The organism is Sphingomonas sp. SORGH_AS_0870 (genome assembly GCF_031453175.1).
GTDB lineage: Bacteria > Pseudomonadota > Alphaproteobacteria > Sphingomonadales > Sphingomonadaceae > Sphingomonas.
The window spans coordinates 3,174,833-3,191,779 of the sequence record NZ_JAVIYW010000002.1 but is presented as its reverse complement, the minus strand read 5'-3'; the positions used below and the strand labels follow the sequence as shown (position 1 = coordinate 3,191,779).

Annotated in this window: 10 protein-coding genes; all 10 read right to left on the bottom strand. The window is 68.0% G+C overall.

Annotated elements, in window-relative coordinates; genetic code table 11:
* Nucleotides 1-79: 79 nt before the first annotated feature.
* Nucleotides 80-844 carry an SDR family oxidoreductase gene (locus QE363_RS14755; RefSeq protein WP_309696438.1) on the bottom strand — a complete coding sequence of 255 codons (765 nt, stop codon included), beginning with the start codon at nucleotides 842-844 and terminating at the stop codon, nucleotides 80-82.
* Between the two features lie 126 nt (nucleotides 845-970).
* Entirely contained in the window at nucleotides 971-2,881 is a 1,911-nt protein-coding gene (locus QE363_RS14750; RefSeq protein ID WP_309696436.1) for an alpha-L-fucosidase, read from the bottom strand.
* 23 nt (nucleotides 2,882-2,904) lie between these two features.
* Entirely contained in the window at nucleotides 2,905-5,217 is a 2,313-nt protein-coding gene (locus QE363_RS14745) for a GH92 family glycosyl hydrolase (RefSeq protein WP_309696434.1), read from the bottom strand.
* Nucleotides 5,214-6,647, bottom strand: coding sequence for a glycoside hydrolase family 125 protein (locus tag QE363_RS14740; protein ID WP_309696432.1), 1,434 nt, complete (start codon nucleotides 6,645-6,647; stop codon nucleotides 5,214-5,216). The genes QE363_RS14745 and QE363_RS14740 overlap by 4 nt, the downstream gene beginning before the upstream one ends.
* Entirely contained in the window at nucleotides 6,644-9,220 is a 2,577-nt protein-coding gene (locus QE363_RS14735; RefSeq protein WP_309696430.1) for a glycoside hydrolase family 3 N-terminal domain-containing protein, read from the bottom strand. Before QE363_RS14735 ends, QE363_RS14740 begins: the two co-directional genes overlap by 4 nt.
* The gene (locus QE363_RS14730; RefSeq protein ID WP_309696428.1) at nucleotides 9,217-11,802 is read right to left on the bottom strand and encodes a glycosyl hydrolase 2 galactose-binding domain-containing protein; all 2,586 of its coding nucleotides are present in this window, start codon (nucleotides 11,800-11,802) and stop codon (nucleotides 9,217-9,219) included. The genes QE363_RS14735 and QE363_RS14730 overlap by 4 nt, the downstream gene beginning before the upstream one ends.
* A 293-nt stretch (nucleotides 11,803-12,095) precedes the next feature.
* A complete protein-coding gene (locus tag QE363_RS14725; RefSeq protein ID WP_309696426.1) occupies nucleotides 12,096-13,091 on the bottom strand; it encodes a DUF3667 domain-containing protein in 996 nt (331 codons plus the stop codon).
* 87 nt (nucleotides 13,092-13,178) lie between these two features.
* The gene (locus tag QE363_RS14720) at nucleotides 13,179-14,810 is read right to left on the bottom strand and encodes a Na+/H+ antiporter (protein WP_307099790.1); all 1,632 of its coding nucleotides are present in this window, start codon (nucleotides 14,808-14,810) and stop codon (nucleotides 13,179-13,181) included.
* 203 nt (nucleotides 14,811-15,013) lie between these two features.
* Nucleotides 15,014-16,042: a glycosyltransferase family 1 protein gene (locus QE363_RS14715; protein ID WP_309696422.1), complete on the bottom strand. Its 1,029-nt coding sequence runs from the start codon at nucleotides 16,040-16,042 to the stop codon at nucleotides 15,014-15,016.
* Between the two features lie 19 nt (nucleotides 16,043-16,061).
* The gene (locus tag QE363_RS14710; RefSeq protein WP_309696420.1) at nucleotides 16,062-16,946 is read right to left on the bottom strand and encodes a UDP-2,3-diacylglucosamine diphosphatase; all 885 of its coding nucleotides are present in this window, start codon (nucleotides 16,944-16,946) and stop codon (nucleotides 16,062-16,064) included.
* Between the last annotated feature and the right edge of the window lies 1 nt (nucleotide 16,947).

Sequence of the window (16,947 nt, the reverse complement as noted above, 5' to 3'; positions counted from 1 at the left end):
CGATGATGGAAACATAAGCTAATTTTCACGGGGCAATGTGGCCCGGTCTCGATCTTGATATATATCTATATTAGGGTCGTCAGCTGAGCGGTGGCTGGCCATTGGAGGCGCTCAGGCCGCCATCCACGGGCAGGTTGATGCCGGTGATGAACCGGGCATCCTCGCTGGCCAGAAAGGCGATGGCCCCGGCGATATCGTCGGGCTCGGCCCCCCGGCCCATCGGGATGCGCGCCTCGAACTTGGCGATCAGCTCGGGTTGTTCCTTCATGCCCTCGGTCAGCGCGGTGTAGGTCAGCGACGGATTGACCGCATTGACGCGCACGCCATTCGCCGCCTCGTCCATCGCCAGCGCGCGGGTGAAGTTGGTGACCGCCCCCTTGGCGGCGCAATAGAAGCTGTGGTTCCAGTCGCCGCCCAGACCGGAGACGGAGGACATGTTGATGATGCACCCCTTCGCCGCGCGCAATGGTGCGATCGCGGCACGCGCCATCTGCACGACGCCGTACAGGTCGGTTTCAATGACCTTGGTGAAGGCCGAGAAATCGCCCTCGTCGAGCTTGCCGAGATGATCGATCCCGGCGTTGCTGACCAGGATGTCGACACGCCCGAACCGCTCGATCGCCAGCGCGACCAGCGCCTCGCAATCGGCCATTCTGGACACGTCGGTCGGCCGCGTCGCGACAGTCGCGGGGGCCAGCACCTCGGCCAGCGTCGCCAGGCCGTCCTGGTCCGTGTCGCCGAGGACGAGGGTCGCACCCTCTTGCGCGAAGCGGCGCGCGGCGCCTTCGCCGATGCCCGAGGCCGCGCCGGTGACGATCACGATCTTGCCGTCGAAACGGGCCATGGCCGCATCTCCTGTCCTGTGCTCAGGCCCGGCTCAACCGCCCGGACCCCGCACTGTTCCGCATGACGGGACAGGAGGACGCCCCGCCGCGCCGGACGGTCCGGCCGCGACGGGGCGCAGGGAGGCTCAGCGCTTGGTGAAGGCGCCGATCCCCGCAATCGCCAGATTGGCGGCGGGCTTGGACATTTCGGCAAAGCTCAGCCGCAGATAGCGGACCGGCCGGACGCTGGTGAAGGGCAGGCGCTGGGTGGAAAGCGCATAGGCGATGTTGGAGAATTCGCCCGAGCCCGCCGGGGTCCAGTTCTTGCCGTCGACGCTCGTCTCCGCGACATAGCCGCGCGGCGGGGCGGCATCGACCATCACCTGGCGCGACGGCGTCAGGCTGAAGCCCGCTACATCGCGGACCTGGCCCATGTCGACGGTGACGCTGGCGGGCTTGCCCGGCGTCGGCGCAGGCTGGATCCAGATGGTCTTGGCGTCATTGTCGAGCAGCTTCTCCGCGCCCGGCGCACTTGCCGAGACGATCGTCCAGTCGGTGGTCGCCAGCACCGTGGGATCGCTCGACACTATGGCGGGGACGGGGACCGGCGCGACGCTCCGGAACAGCGACACCTCGCTGATCGCCGGGCAGACCGGCGCGTCGACGATGCGCAGGCGGACCCGCTTGGCGGTGATCGGGGCGGGCAGGCGGATGATCCGCTGCGCGCTGATGCACTCATGCTCGGCAAGCTGCTGCCACTGGCCGTTCACCTCGGCATCGACCGCGAAGCGCGTGACCCGGACGCCGAGGGGCAGATATTCGCGGATGCGGATGAGGTCGAAGCTGCGGCCGGGCGGCAGGTCGAGCGTCAGGCTGGGCGTGGTCACGCCATCGGGGGCCGACCAATAGGTCTCGCGGTCGCCGTCGAGGACGCGGGCCGCCTCGAACCCCTTGCCCCGCACATGGCTGGCGCTCGCCACCGACCCTTGCGCGAGGTCGGTCGCGAAGCTGGCGCGGATCGCATCGCCGAAGCTCTTCAGGATCTTCACGTCCTGATCGGGAATGCGGCCGCGCCGGTCGGGCGGCAGGTTCAGGTTCATATTGGTGCCGCGCGCGACCGAGGTGTCGAAATAGCCGACGAGATTCTCGGGCGACCGGACCTTGGAATCCTCGTCGGCATGATAGAACCAGCCGGGCCGGATCGAGGTGTTGGTCTCGGCGGGCCACCACAGCGCGCCGCCGCGCACGCCCGAATTGCCCTCCGACTGGACGTAAGGGTGGTTGGGCATGGTCGGCCAGCAGGGATCGCCCGCAATGCCGTCCTCATTGCCGACCCAGCGAATGTCCGCGCCCAGCGGGTCGAAGGTGCACGCCATGGGCTGATATTGATGGACCAGCGCGATGATCGAGGGCCAGTTGTAATATTTGGGCGCATCGATCTGCCGCGTCTCGCGCGCGCCGCCATAATAGCCGTCGCCGCCATTCGCGCCGTCGAACCAGAATTCGAACAGCTCGCCATAACCGGTGCAGAGCTCGACCACCTGCTTGCGATAATAGTCGATATAGGCGGGGGTGCCATAATCGGCACGGTTGCGGTCCCAGGGCGAGAGATAGATGCCGAACGCGATCCCGCCGCGCTTGCACGCATCCGACATCTCGCGGACGATATCGCCCTTGCCGTCCTTGTAGGGCGAGTTGCGGATGCAATGCTCGGTCAGTCTGGTCGGCCACAGGCAGAAGCCGTCATGATGCTTCGCGGTCAGGATGATGCCCTTGAGGTTCCCCGCCTTGGCCGCCGCGACGATCTGGTCCGCGCTGAAGTCGGACGGGTTGAACATCCTGGGGTCTTCGTCGCCGTACCCCCATTCCTTGTCGGTGAAGGTGTTCATGGCGAAGTGGACGAAGGCATATTGCTCGCGCTGGTGCCAGCGCCACTGACGCGCCGAGGGGACCGCGCCGTAGGGGGCGGGGGCACCGGCCCGCGCCTTGGCAAAGGCGGGCGTGGCGGACGCGACCAGGCCGGAGGCAAGGACGGCGCGGCGGGAGAAATCGATCATCTTCAACGTATCTCCGGGAGGGATCAGGCGGGCTTGTGGTCGAAGGACGGCGGCCGGTCCTTCGGATCGCGGCCGAAGGCGCGGTTCGGCCGCGCGCCCATGGTGAAGGACAGGGTGCCGCCCTTCGACAGGGTGGCATGGTCGATCCAGCTCTTCGTCCAGGGGCGGCCGTTCCAGGTCACCGACTGGACATAGGGCGTGTCGGGGCGGTTGCCCTTCGCCTCGACGGTCAGCGTCCTGGTCCCGCCCAGCGACAGCCGCACCCGCTCGAACAGCGGACTGCCCAGGACATAGGCGCCGCTGACCGGATCGACCGGATAGAAGCCGAGCGCCGAGAACAGGAACCACGCGCTCATCTGGCCGCAATCGTCATTGCCGATGATGCCGTCGGGCGCGTTCTTGTACATCTCGGTCAGCAGGCGGCGAACCATCGCCTGCGTCTTCCACGGCGCGCCGACATAGGCATAGAGATAGGCCGCGTGCTGGTCGGGCTCGTTGCCATGGGCATATTGGCCGACCAGACCCGAAATATCGGGCGGCGCGTTCTTGGGCAGGGTCGAGGGCGCGTTGAACAGGCCGTCCAGCTTGGCCTCGAACTTGGCGTCCCCGCCCATGTGGCGGATCAGGCCGTACACGTCATGCTGGTTCAGGAACGTCGCCTGCCAGCCATTGGCCTCGGTATAGTCGCGCCACCAGGGCTTGGGCATGTGGCCGAGCTGGATCGGGTCGTAATCCTTCCACCAGCTGCCGTCGTTGAAGCGCGGTCGGGCAAAACCGATCGAGCTATCGATGACGTTGCGCCAGTTGCCCGAACGCTTGAGCAGCCGCTGGGCCTCGGCGGTCTTGCCCGCGTGCCGCGCGATATGCGACGCGGCCCAGTCGTCATAGGCATATTCCTGCGTCCGGCTGACGCTTTCCCACCAGATGTCGGCGGGGACATAGCCCTTGGCGTCGTACAGGTCGCGGCCCTTGCTATTGTCCATGTCGGGCGCCGCGAAGTCGAAGCTGCGCTTGGCGATGCCGGGCCAGGCGGCGGCATAGTCGGCGGGAATGCCCTTCACCATCGCCTCGGCCATGATCGGCGTGCCGTGCCAGCCGATCATGATCCCCGTCTCCTTGCCCTGTAGCGTCCAGACCGGCGGGCCATAGGCGCTTTGCTGGGTCTGGCGGATGACGTCGTCGATCAGCTTCTTGGCCTGGGCGGGCTGGGTCAGGATCAGCCAGGGGTGCAGCGCGCGGTACGTGTCCCAGGTGGAGTAGGTGCTGTAGGCGGACTGCCCGGCGGGCAGGGTATGGACCTGTCCGTCCAGTCCGACATAGCGGCCGTCCACGTCGGAGAAGAGCGTCGGCGCGATCAGCGTGTGGTAATTGGCGGAGGCCATGATGACCTGCTGGTCGCTGGTGCCGCCTTCGACATGGATGCCGGAATTCTTCTCCCACCAGCGCGCCACGGCGGCCTTGCGGGTGCGCTCGAAATCCCAGTGGTTGGCCTCGGCCGCCAGGTTCGCCTTGGCCCCGGCCACATCGACCGCCGAAATGCCGCACCGGATGAGGAGCGGCGCATCACCCAGTTCGTCGAAGAATAAGGCGGCCTTCAGGCGGTTGCCCTTGACGGCGGTGCCGTTCGCGGGCGCGTCGCCATCGCCGTAAAGCTGGATTCGGCTGGGCTTCTTCGACAACTGCATCGCAAAGAAGATGCGCCGCCCCTTGGCCCAGCGGAACACGCGGCGCGTGCCGGTGATCGTGCCGTCGGGCTCGACGGTGATCTCGGCATCGGTGATCAGCGGCTTCTCGTCGCTCTTGTCGAGGACGAGGTGCGAAAGGTCGACCAGGACATGGCCCGGCCCCTTGGGATAGGTGTAGCGGTGCCAGCCGGTCCGCTCCGTCACGGTCAGCTCGGCGAGCACGCCGGACTCCAGCTTCACGCGGTAGTAACCGGCTTGCGCCTGTTCGTCCGAATAACGCTGGCGATAGCCCGCATCGGGGTCCGACAGCGGCCCCGGCACCAGCTTCAGCTCGCCGCGCGTCGGCACGACCAGCACGTCGAGCATGTCGCCGATCCCGGTGCCCGACAAATGGGTGTGGCTGAACCCCATGATCGAGCTGTCGCCATGGTGATAGCCCGAGCAGGTGTCCCACCGCTCGACATCGGTGTCGGGGCTCAGCTGCACCATGCCGAAGGGCAGGACCGCACCCGGATAGGTATGGCCGTCGCCGCCCGTCCCGATGAACAGGTTCGGCAGAACGGGCGGGGTGTCGACGCGGGCGGCCAGCGTATCGAGCGGCAAGGTGGCGAGCGCGGTCCCGGCGAGGAGCGAGCGGCGGGTCAAAATCATGCGAACGTCTCCCGCAAAACTTCGGGCCGGGTGGCCGCGACATGGACGATCAGCTCGCCGAACAGGCCATTGGCCCAGGCGAACCAGTCGCGCGTGAACTTGGTGGGATCGTTGATATCGACCCCCTCGTGAATGAAGCCGGTATGGCCGTGCGACCGGCGGATCATCGCCAGGCTGTCGCGCAGCAAGGTCGGATCGGTCGAGGTCAGCGCACGGGTGATGACGGACATCGGCCAGACCTGGCCCGGCCCGGTATGCGGGCCGCCGATGCCGCTGATCGCGGAGCCCTCGAAATACCAGGGATTGTCCGTGCTCCAGCAGGCCGCGAGCGTCCGTTGCCACAGCGGATCGGCCGGATCGACGCAGCCGAGATAGGCGAGGCCCGAGAGCGAGGGGACATTGGCATCGTCCATGAAGACGGCATTGCCATAGCCATCGACCTCATAGGCCCAGACCCGCTGCCCGTTGGGCAGCGTCATTGTGCCATGCTGCCGGAGCGCGGCCTCGACCTCGGCGGCCAGCGTGGTCGCATCCTGCGCCAGAGCGGGCTCGCCGACCGCGTTCGACAGCGCGGCGAGTTCGCGCAGCGTCGTCATCGCGAACAGATTGGCGGGCACGAACTGTTCGTACAGGCACGCATCGTCCGAAGGGCGGAAGCCCGAATGGATCATGCCGTTGGGACGGGTCGGCAGGCCATAGCCGCGATAGAGCGTCTCGGTCGGCTCGGGCGCGGAACGGCGGAAGCGATAGGGGCCCAGGCCGTCTTTGCGCTGCTGCTCGCGAAAGGTCTTCACGATCGACCGGGCCGAGGCCTTCCATTCCGCATCGAACGGCGCGGTGTCGCCCGTCTCGCGCCAATAGCCATATGCCAGCCGGATCGCGTAGCAGAGCGAGTCGATCTCCCACTTCCGCTCGGCGACGCCGGGCTTCATCTCGGTATCGTCGTGCAGCGCCCAGCTCAGGTTCGTCCTGGCGTTCGGGTCCTGCATGAAGGCATTGGCATAGGGGTCGATCAGGATCGACCGCGCCTGCCGCCCGATCAGCCCGCGGAACAGCCGCCCGAGCGCGGGATCGCGCTTCACCAGATGCAGATAGGGCCGCAGCTGCGCCGCCGAATCCCGCAGCCACAGACAGGGAATGTCGCCGGTGATGACGAAGGCGTCCGGCTTGCCGTTCACCTCGCCCAGCGACAGGACGGTGGTGTCGAGCGTGTTGGGATAGCAGTTCCCGAACATCCAGCGAAGTTCGGGATCGGCGATCATCTTCGAGATACGGGTGATCTCCGCCTCGACCGCCTTCGATACGAAGCGGCGCTCGGCGACCGGGGGACGCTTGCTGACGAAGCCGGGCGTGGCGGCGAAAGCGGGGGCGGCGGAGGTGGCGGCGAGGGCGGCGGCCCCCGCGATCAGTTCGCGACGGTTCGGGGTCATTTCGGCAGGTCCTGCGCCGCGCCGGTCACGGTGAACTGGGTCCACTGGCCCGCGCCGTCACCCGGCTGACCGCCGCCGATATAGAGCTTGTACGTGCCCGGCAGGATGCGGCGGCTGCCGTCGCGCCACACCTGGCTCATCAGGCGCGGGTCGATGGTGAAGCGCGCCGTGCCCGCCTGGCCGGGCTTGAGCGGTATGCGGGTGAAGCCGACCAGTTGCCGCTGGAGCACGGGATCGGTCAGGACGAGCTTTTCGTCGGTGGCGGGCGGGACGAGATAGGCCTGCGCCACCTCTTCGCCGCTGCGCTGGCCGACATTGCGCAGCTGCACCGCGACCTCGACCGGCTGGCCCGCCGCGACGCTGGCGGTGACGGTCGGCTGGCCATAATCGAACCGGGTATAGCTCAGGCCATGGCCGAAGCCCCAGGCGGGGGTGCCGGTGAAGTAGCGATAGGTGCGCTCCTTCATCCCGTAATCGGCAAAGGCGGGCAGGTCGGCGGTCGAGCGATAGATGGTGACCGGCAGGCGGCCCGACGGGTTCACGTCGCCCGCCAGGATCTCGGCCAGCGCGGTGCCGCCCTCGGTGCCCGGATAGAAGGCCGCCAGCGTGGCGGCGGGCTTGATGTCGCCCAGCGAGACGGCCGATCCCGAGACGATGACCGCGACGACGGGCTTGCCGGTCGCCTGGAGCGCGGCGAGCAGGTTGCGCTGCGGCTCGGGCAGGACGATCTCGGTGCGGTCGCCACCCGCAAAGCCGGGTACCGAGACGCCCAGCGCCTCGCCCTCCAGATCGGGCGACAGGCCGATGACCGCGACCAGCACGTCGGCGGTCCCGGCGACCTTCAGCGCCTCGGCCTGAAGCGCCTCGGCGGGGGGCAGCCATTGCAGGCGGAAGCCCTCGTCGCCGCCCTTATGGTCGATCTCGACCCGGATGCGCCGGGGCGCGGTGCCGTCGATCATGGTCTCCAGGCCCTTGGCCCCGATCACGCCGTCGATGACCAGCCGGTCGTCGATCCACAGCTTGACCGGATCATGCGGCGGGCAGGCGTGCCAGCAGGCGGGGCCGTTGAGCTGGAGCTTGTACTGGCCCGGCCCCGGCGGGGTCAGCGTGCCGGTCCAGCGGCGGCGGAAGGGGGCCGTCTTGGTATAGTTGAAGTCGATGCGGGAATCCTGTCCGGCGGTGCTCCACTGGCCGTTCGCGCCCATCGTCTCCACGGCCAGACCCGGCTTGCCGTTCGCCGACAAGGCGGTCTCGGGCACGTTGACGAACGCCCCCTCGGCCAGCACCGATCCTTGCGCATAGCGGATGTCACGGCCGAACTTGCGGCGAATTCCCTCCAGCGGCGTCACCGGATCGATCGCCGACCCGTGATAATTGCCCTCCAGCACGCCCAGATCGTCGGCATTGGCCCCGAACACCGCCAGCCGCTTGCCCTTGAGCGGCAGCAGGTTGCCCGGATTGTCGAGCAGGATGATGCCCTTGCGCGCCGTCTCCAGCGCCAGCGCGCGGTGCGCGGGGGTGCCGAGCTGGTTGGGCTTGATCGCGTTCCACGGCGAATCGACCGTCAGCATCCGCCGCACCGCCAGCGCGCGGGCGAGCGCGGTGTCGATCTCGCTTTCGGTGATCAGCCCGCGCTTCACCGCCTCGGGCAGCGCGCGATAGGTGGCGCCGCAATTCAGGTCGGTCCCCGCGCGCAGCGCCGCCGCCGCCGCCGCGGGCGCGTCGGGCTGGGCATGGTGGAACATCCAGATATTGCCGACCGCGTCGCAGTCCGACACGACGAGCCCGTTGAAGCCCCAGTCGGTGCGCAGCCGCTGGGTCAGCAGCATCGGATTGGCGCAGACCGGGGTGCCGTGGATCGCATTATAGGCGCACATCAGCGACAGCGCCTTGCCCTCCGTCACCGTCGCGCGGAAGGCGGGCAGGTAGGTCGCCTCCAGATCGCGTGGGGACACCATCACGTCGAAGCTGTCGCGCCCGCCCTCGGGCCCCGAATGGACCGCGAGATGCTTGACCGTCGCGATGACCTTGGGATGCTTCAGGTCGGGGCCCTGGAGGCCGCGCACGAAGGCGATGCCGATCCGGCTGGTGAGGAACGGGTCCTCGCCATAGGTTTCCTGGCCCCGGCCCCAGCGCGGATCGCGGAAGATGTTGATGTTGGGCGACCAGATGGTCAGCCCTTCGAACAGGCCGCGATCGGCGTTCAGCGGCTTGGTGTTGAACTTGGCCCGCGCCTCGACCGCGACGACATCGCCGACCTTCTGGATCAGCGCGGGGTCCCAGGTGGCGGCCATGCCCATCGCCTGCGGGAAGACGGTCGCCGGACCGTTGCGCGCGATGCCGTGCAGCCCCTCGCTCCACCAGTCGAAGGCGGGCAGGCCGAGCGCAGGTTCGGCCGGAGCCTCGTTGACCAGCTGCGCCGCCTTGCGTTCGACGGACAGCGACTGCGCGGCGGGGGGCAGGGCGGGGGCGGGGGCTGGGGCTGGGGCTGGGGCTGGGGCTGGGGCTGGGGCTGGGGCTGGGGCTGGGGCAGCGGCCTGACCGGCGGCGGCGAGGAGGAGGAACGGGATCACTGGGCGTCCTTCGGACCGAGGGTATAGATGTTCAGCTCGCGCGCCAGGGTGGCCGCGTCCGCGTCGCTTTGGATGGTGAGCGTGATGCTCTCGCCGGGCAACAGGTCGAAGCCATCGTCGGACGGCTCGGCGGCGGTGGTGCCGAAATTGACCTGCACCTGCCGCGCGAGATGGCGCGCGGTCAGCGTCAGCTGCTTGCCCGCCCAGCGCGCGGTGATGCCCGGCGCCGGATAGGCCATGTCGCGCGGCACCTTCCGCTCGACGATCTGGCGGGCGATCACCTTGTCCCCATCGAACAGTTCGGCGACGGCATAGCTGCTCTCGGGCGCGGCACCGGCGAAGATCGTCGCATCAGGGATCGTCGCGACATCGCTGGCCGAGGCGGGGGCCATGGTCACGCTGCCCGATTGCGAGCCCAGCTTGCGGCCATCCATGCCATAGCCGGTGACGCGCCAGCCGAGCGGCTTGGGCGCCGTGGCGTCGGACACCAGCGCGATCCGGGTCGCGCCGGGCTTGGTCTCGGCCACGATCGTCTGGGGCGCGAAGAAGCGGCGCGCCTCGTGCTGGAGCATCTTGTCATGCCCGGTCCAGTCGATGCTGGACCAGCTGATCGCGGGCCAGCTGTCGTTGAGCTGCCAGTAGAGCGAACCCAGCGTCACCGGACGGCACGCCCGGTGATGCCGCGCCGCCAGGCCGATGGCGCGCGCCTGCATCGCCTGGCTCAGATAGACCAGATCGGCGAAATCGCGCGGGTCGCGCAGATTCTGCTTGAGGTAGAAGGTGATGCGGTCATTGCCTTCGCCCGCCAGGAATTTCTGGTGCGCCTTCATTACCGGGCTGTCGATGCGGAAGTCCGCCGGGTCGGCGAAGGTCGCGATGGTCGACAGGTCGGGGAAGGCCTGAAAGCCATATTCCGACATGAAGCGCGGGCAGCTGTCGGTGTAACGCTCGACCGGCTTGGAGCCCGACCAGACGTCCCAGAAATGGCGGTCACCGTCCTTGTCGGTGTCGGTCGGCCCCTCATAATCAGTCGAGGGCGAGCCGGGCCAATAGGGGATGCCGGGCGAATTCTTGATGACGGCATCGCGCAGCACGCGGTCGAACAGCACCGCCATGCCGGTGCCGATCCGCTCCTGCTCGTCCGGGCCGACCGCCTTCTTGAACGCCTTGCGATCCGACCAGTTTTCCCAGCCCGACAGCACCTCATTATTGCCCGCCCAGATGACCAGCGAGGGGTGCGACTGGAGCCGGGCGACCTGTTCCTCGGCCTCGATGCGGACATTTTCGCGGAACTTGGCGTCGGGGGGCGTCACGCTGCCGCCGAACATGAAATCCTGCCAGACCATCAGGCCCAGCGCGTCGGCGGCGTCGTAGAAGCTGTCCTCGGGATAATAGCCGCCGCCCCAGATGCGGACCATGTTCATGTTCGCCTTGACCGCCTTTTCCAGCATGGCGCGCTCGGTCGCGGCGGCGACGCGCGCGGGGAAGGCATCGAAGGGGATGACGTTGCTGCCCTTGGCGAAGATGACGTTGCCGTTGATCTTCAGGCCGAAGCTGCCGTCCTTCCGGACCAGCTCGACGGTGCGCAGCCCGGTGCGCTTCTCGACCGCATCGGCCCCCGTCAGCGTGGCATTGACGGTATAGAGCGGATGCGCGCCGAAGCCGATCGGCTGCCAGCGTTGCGGCCGGGCGATCGAGACGGGGACGACCACGTCATTCTCGCCCGGCTGGAGCGCCACGTCGCGGCGGACGCGGATGCGGCGGCCGTCGGGGCCGGTGACGGTCACGTCCATCCGGCCGGTCTGCGCGCGGTCGGCCACCACCGAGGCGCGGGCGAGGATTCGCGCCTCGGCGTCGGTTAGCGCCTCCTGCTCGATCCGCAGATTGTCGATCCGCGCGGCGTCCCACGCCTCCAGCCGGACCGAGCGCCAGATGCCCACATCGACGATGCGCGGCGCCCAGTCCCAGCCATATTGGTATTTGGGTTTACGGATATAGGGCGAGGTCTGCTTGCCCTTGGGCTCGTCGCCATAGGGGGAGTCATATTCGCCGGGTAGCGGGTTCTTCTCGGCCAGCACCATCGGCTGGAGCGTCTTGATCGGCGAGGCGAAGCTGACCACCACCTCGTTCGCGCCCGCCTTCAGCAGCGGCTTGGCATCCGCCCGCCAGCGGCGATGCGCATTGTCGGCGGACAGGAGCGGCTGGCCGTTGACCGTGACGGTCGCGAAGGTGTCGAGCCCGTCGAACACCAGGTCCAGATGATCGCGGCGCAGCATCTCGGGCGTGACGTCCAGCGTGGTGCGATATTGCCAGCCGGTCAGGCCCGCCCACTGGATGGGGGCCTCGTTCGCGCCCTTATAGGGATCGGGCACGATCTTCGCGGCGATCAGGTCCTGCTGCACGCTGCCCGGCACGGTGGCGGCCAGCCAGTTCGCCGCCTGCGGATGCGCGCGCGCGGCGTCGGCGTCTTTGGGATCGATCCGCACCTGCCAGCGGTCGAGCGTCGCCACCGTCTTGGGCGCGGCGAGCGCGGGGAAGGGCAAGGCGAGCGCGGCCAGGATCAGGCCGAGACGATGTTTCAAGACGATTTCCCCGGAAGCTGCATCGGTGCGCGGACGAAGCCTCGCACGGCAAAGGACATGGAACCAAAAGGCCGGACCCGGCCGGACCGGCGGCGGGCACGCGCGACGGCGGCGGACATGGTCCCCGCTCGCATCAGGCTCTTTCTCGCCATCCGTCACCCCCGCAATCCACCGGCTTGTCGCGTGCCGGTATTCTCATGGTATGTTTTGGTATCATGGCAAGGCGGGAAGGGGGCGTCCACCCATTTTCTGGGGGGATCGCGAACCGGGCGGTGATGCAACCGATTGACGGGTCAATGCGCCATGCCGAGCGCCAGCAATGCGACGATCCAGATCAGCAGAACGGCCGCCGCCATCACCCCGACGACCAGCGTCATCACCAGCCCCGCCAGCGGACCCAGGCCATAGGCGCCGCGAATCTGGAGGAAGAGATGCACGGGAAAGGCGAGCATCAGCAAGCCCAGGCCGGGCAGATGCGCCAGCTTCGTCCAGAGGATCATGACGACCATCAGCAGACTGACGAAGCTGAGCGAATAGGTGACGAAGACGGCATGGTCGAACATCGCCAGCCCGCGCTTCCACAGGAAGAACAGGCGCATGAACGGCATCGACAACAGGATCAGCGCCCAGGAGAATTTATAGCCGTTCGCCTCCATCTTGAAGAGGAGGAATTCGGGATCGCGAACCGCATGGGCGATCTTTTCGTCGAGTGATTTCCAGCCGGTGATGACTTGGGCCTCCTGCGCGCCATGGCCCGACGCGGCCCCGCCCCCGCCCCCGCCCAGCGCCATGGCGGTGAATTCCAGATCATGCTGCCGTTTGACCAGGGTCGCACGCTCGCCGTCGAGCGCCGCGGTATCGCGTTTCGCGGCGATGGCGCCGGCGCGTTGCCGGTCGATCGCCGCGATGCGACGCTCGGTCGTGGCGACCTCGGCGCGAAGCTCGGTCGCGGCCTCCTGCGTGCCGGGGGCGTGGAAGGTCGCGAACCCGCCGAGCACTGAATAGGCGATGTAGAGCAGGAAGACGCTGAACAGATACAGCGCCAGCGGCGACAGGAAGCGACGGCGCTCGCCCGCGATATAGCGGCGGGTCAGCTCGCCGGGCCGGGTGACGAGCTTGGCCATGGTGCGCCACACCTGTCCCTCGATATGCAGGACGCCGTGGCTGAAGTCATGCCACCAGGCGCCCAGCGTCCGGTGGATATGCGCGGACTGGCCGCAGTCATGGCAGTAAGGACCGACCAGGCTTGCCCCGCAATTCAGGCACTTGTTCGCGACGTCTGCGTGCATTCCACCCCCTGTCGGTGCCGGACCCCGCCGACGAGACACGATAATTCGCCGCCTCGCGCAAGGGCAAAGATGCCCGGCCGAGCGGCCTCAGCCCTGTGTCGACAGGCGCGTGTCGATCAGGTCCAGCTCGCGACCCAGACGCTGCGCCGTTTCCGACCCGATGGCGCGCGCGTTGAGCAGCTCGAACACCACTCGCCGCTCGGCACGGATCGCCGCCAGCCGCATCCGCCGCTCGACATCCTCCAGGCGGCGGGCGTCGGGATCGTCGTCGCCCTCCAGCGTGTCGATCCGGCTGCGATAGCCGTCCATCAGGCGCGAGGCGATCTCGACATATTGGTCGGCATCCTCGCGCCCCTCGGCCATTTCGTGCTGGAAGCGTTCCAGCTCGGCGATCGCGGCCTTGGCGGCGGCGACGCGGGTGCGGTCGAGTTCGCTGATCCCGTCCTCGCTGGGCAGCGCCAGCCCGCGCAGCAGCAGCGGCAGGGTCAGGCTGGCGATCACCAGCGAACACAAGATGACCCCGCATGCCAGGAAGATCACCAGATCGCGCGCCGGAAAGGGCGTGCCGTCGTTCAGCGTCAGCGGCAGGGTCAGCGCACCCGCCAGGGTGATCGCCCCGCGCGCGCCCGCGACCGACATGGCGGTGATGACCCGGCGCGGCGGGCTGGTCCGGTTGGGCAGATGCCGCTCGCGGAACAGCGTCAGGCGCAGCGCGACCCAGGTCCACAGGAAGCGCAGCCCCGCCAGCCCGGTGACGATCGCGACGACGTACAGCCCCAGCCACCAGGGGCTGAGATGGCCAGTCAGCATCACCGTGTCGCGCGCGCCCGCAAAGACCTGTGGCAACTGCTCGCCGAGCAGCACGAAGATGATGCCGTTCAGCGTGAATTGCAGCATGTCCCACACCGCCTGCCGCCGGATGCGCGTCGCGGCCTTGGCACCCGAGGAGACGTTGGTGAACGACATGGCGATGCCCGCCGCCGCCGCCGCCAGCACGCCCGAACTCTCGACATGCTCGGCGACCATATAGGCGGCGAAGGGGATCAGCAGGCTGACCAGGATGTTCGAGCCGCTATCGTCGCCGAACCGCCGCGCGAAGACGCCCTTGGCGGTGACCGTGCCCCAGGCGATGGCGACGCCCAGCCCGACGCCCGACACCGCCATCCAGGCAAAGGTCAGCCCGGCATGGGCGAGCGAGAAGGTGCCGGTCAGCGCGGCGGCGACCGCAAAGCGCAGGCAGACCAGGCCCGAGGCGTCGTTGAGCAGCGACTCCCCCTCCAATATGTGCATCATCCGCTTGGGGATCGGCGCTTTCTGCGCGATTGCCGACACTGCGATCGGATCGGTCGGCGACACGACGGCGGCGAGCGCGAAGGCCACCGCATAGGGCACGGCCGGGATCATCCAGTGGATGAACAGCCCCATCCCCAGCACCGTCAGGAACACCAGCCCCAGGGCCAGCCCCAGCACCGCGCCCGCATCGCGAAACAGCTCATCCTTGGGAATGCGCCAGCCATCGAGGAAGAGCAGCGGCGGCACGAACAGCAGGAAGAAGATCTCGGGATCGAGCTCGACCCGGATCTGTGCGATCCCGCCGATCACCGCGCCCAGCGCGATCTGGACCAATGGGCGCGGCAGCGCGGAGGGCAGGATGCGCGAGACGACGCCGCTGATGACGACGGCGAGGAGAAGGAACAGGCTGAGCGTGACGACGTCCAATCGGGGACCTTTCGGGTGCAGCGGTTGGAGCGGCCGATGCGCGCCGAATGACGGACCGACCGAAGGATCAGCGATCGGCGGCCGATGGCCATGCCGAATCGCGCGAGTGGCGACCATGACATGGCGGGCAAGGCCGGTTCAACCCGTTAAACGGGGACGTCGGCCTGATCCATGTGCGAGACCCGTCCGGAGAAGTCGGACGATCAGGCCGCCTTGCGCATCGTGCGGTCGATCCGTGCCAGCGCCGCGAGGAACTGCTCGGCGCTGCGCCGCCAGGAAAATTCCTGGCCGAATGCCGCACAGCTCGTCCGGTCGAGCGTCAGCGCCCGCGTGATCGCCCGCTCCAGCGCCTCGTCCATCACCCCGACCTCGGGGCTCAATACGTCGAGCGGTCCCTGCACCGGCAGGGCGGCGACCGGCGTGCCGCAGGCCAGCGCCTCGATCATGACCAGCCCGAAGGTATCGGTGCGGCTGGGGAAGACGAACACATCCGCCGCGCGGTAGATCGCCGCCAGGTCCTCGCCGAACTTCGCGCCCAGGAAATGGACATCGGGATATTGGGCGGTCAGTGCGGTGCGCGCCGGGCCGTCGCCGACCACGACCCTGGTTCCCGGCACGTCGGTCGCGAGGAAGGCGGCGATATTCTTCTCGACCGCGACCCGCCCGGCATAGAGCTGCACCGGGCCGGGCAGACCTGCGACAAAGGCATCGCGCGGGCCGTCCGGCCGGAACAAGGCGGTATCGACTCCCCGCCCCCAATGGCGGCTCTGGGGCAGGTCATGCGCGGTCAGCGTTGCGGCCACGCTGGGCGTCGAGGCTAGGATCGCGGTCGAGGGCGCGTGGAACCAGCGGACATAGCGCCAGACGAATTCGGGATCGATCGCGCGGATTCGCGCGGCGACATACTCAGGGAACTGGGTGTGATAGGCGGTGGTGAAGGGCAGCCCCTGCGCCAGCGCCCAGCGCCGCGCCAGCAGGCCCAGTGGCCCCTCGGTCGCGATATGGATGGCATCGGGCAGGAACTCGCCCAGCGTCCGCCCGACCACGCCGGGGCCCGGCAGCGCCAGCCGGATTTCGGGATAGGTCGGGCAGGGGACCGAGACATAGCGATCGGGCGAGACGATGCACAGCTCATGCCCCATCGCGCGCAGCTCGGCCGCGACCGATTGCAGGGTGCGGACCACACCATTGACCTGCGGGCTCCAGGCGTCGGTGACGATCGCGATGCGCATTCGGTGTGTCCTTCCCCGGTCAGGCGGCGATGGCGGCGGCGAGCGGCTGGTTGCGCCGTGCCTCCATCTCGTCGCCCCAGTGCAGGATCTCCATCGTGCCGTCGAAATGCTCGACCAGCGCGGTGCAGCCCTCCACCCAATCACCGTCATTATAATAGGTGACGCCGTTGATGTCTCGGATTTCGGCGGTGTGGATATGGCCGCAAACCACGCCATCGACGCCGCGCGCACCCGCCGCATGGGCGACGACTTCCTCGAAATGCGAGATGAAGGCGACGGCGTTCTTCACCTTGGCCTTGGCGTGCTTGGACAGCGACCAATAGGGACGCTTCATCCACCGCCGGACGATGTTCACCCAGCGATTGACCTCCATCAGCGCGGTATAGGCGAAGTCGCCGACATGGGCGAGCCAGCGATGCGCCAGCGTGATCGCGTCGAACTCGTCGCCGTGCAGCACCAGCAGGCGGCGGCCGTCCGCCGTCTCGTGGATCGCCTTGCGGCAGATGGCGATGCCGCCGAAATCCATGCCGGTGAACTGGCGGAAGATCTCGTCGTGATTGCCGGGGATATAGACGACCCGGGTGCCGCGCTTGGCGCGCTTCAGCAGCCGCCACACCACGTCATTGTGCGCGGCGGGCCAGTAGAATTTCTTCTTCAGCCGCCAGCCGTCGATCATGTCGCCGACCAGATACATGGTCTCGCTGTCGACATGGTCCAGAAAGTCGATCAGCATTTCCGCATTGCAGCCGCGCGTGCCGAGATGGACGTCCGAAATCCAGATCGTGCGATAGCGGCGGCGCGCCTGGCCTTCGGGTTCGGGGGGCGCCGGCGCGCGGGGGATGAAGTCGAGAATGGCGGCGTCTTCGTGCAGCGAGCCATCGATCGGAATGCTGGTCATCGGCATC

Bases quoted from the DNA above. Each gene is read 5' to 3' on its own strand.
- QE363_RS14755 (WP_309696438.1), bottom strand. From the start codon at position 844: ATGGCCCGTTTCGACGGCAAGATCGTGATCGTCACCGGCGCGGCCTCG.
- QE363_RS14750 (WP_309696436.1), bottom strand. From the start codon at position 2,881: ATGATCGATTTCTCCCGCCGCGCCGTCCTTGCCTCCGGCCTGGTCGCG.
- QE363_RS14745 (WP_309696434.1), bottom strand. From the start codon at position 5,217: ATGATTTTGACCCGCCGCTCGCTCCTCGCCGGGACCGCGCTCGCCACC.
- QE363_RS14740 (WP_309696432.1), bottom strand. From the start codon at position 6,647: ATGACCCCGAACCGTCGCGAACTGATCGCGGGGGCCGCCGCCCTCGCC.
- QE363_RS14725 (WP_309696426.1), bottom strand. From the start codon at position 13,091: ATGCACGCAGACGTCGCGAACAAGTGCCTGAATTGCGGGGCAAGCCTG.
- QE363_RS14715 (WP_309696422.1), bottom strand. From the start codon at position 16,042: ATGCGCATCGCGATCGTCACCGACGCCTGGAGCCCGCAGGTCAATGGT.
- QE363_RS14710 (WP_309696420.1), bottom strand. From the start codon at position 16,946: ATGCCGATGACCAGCATTCCGATCGATGGCTCGCTGCACGAAGACGCC.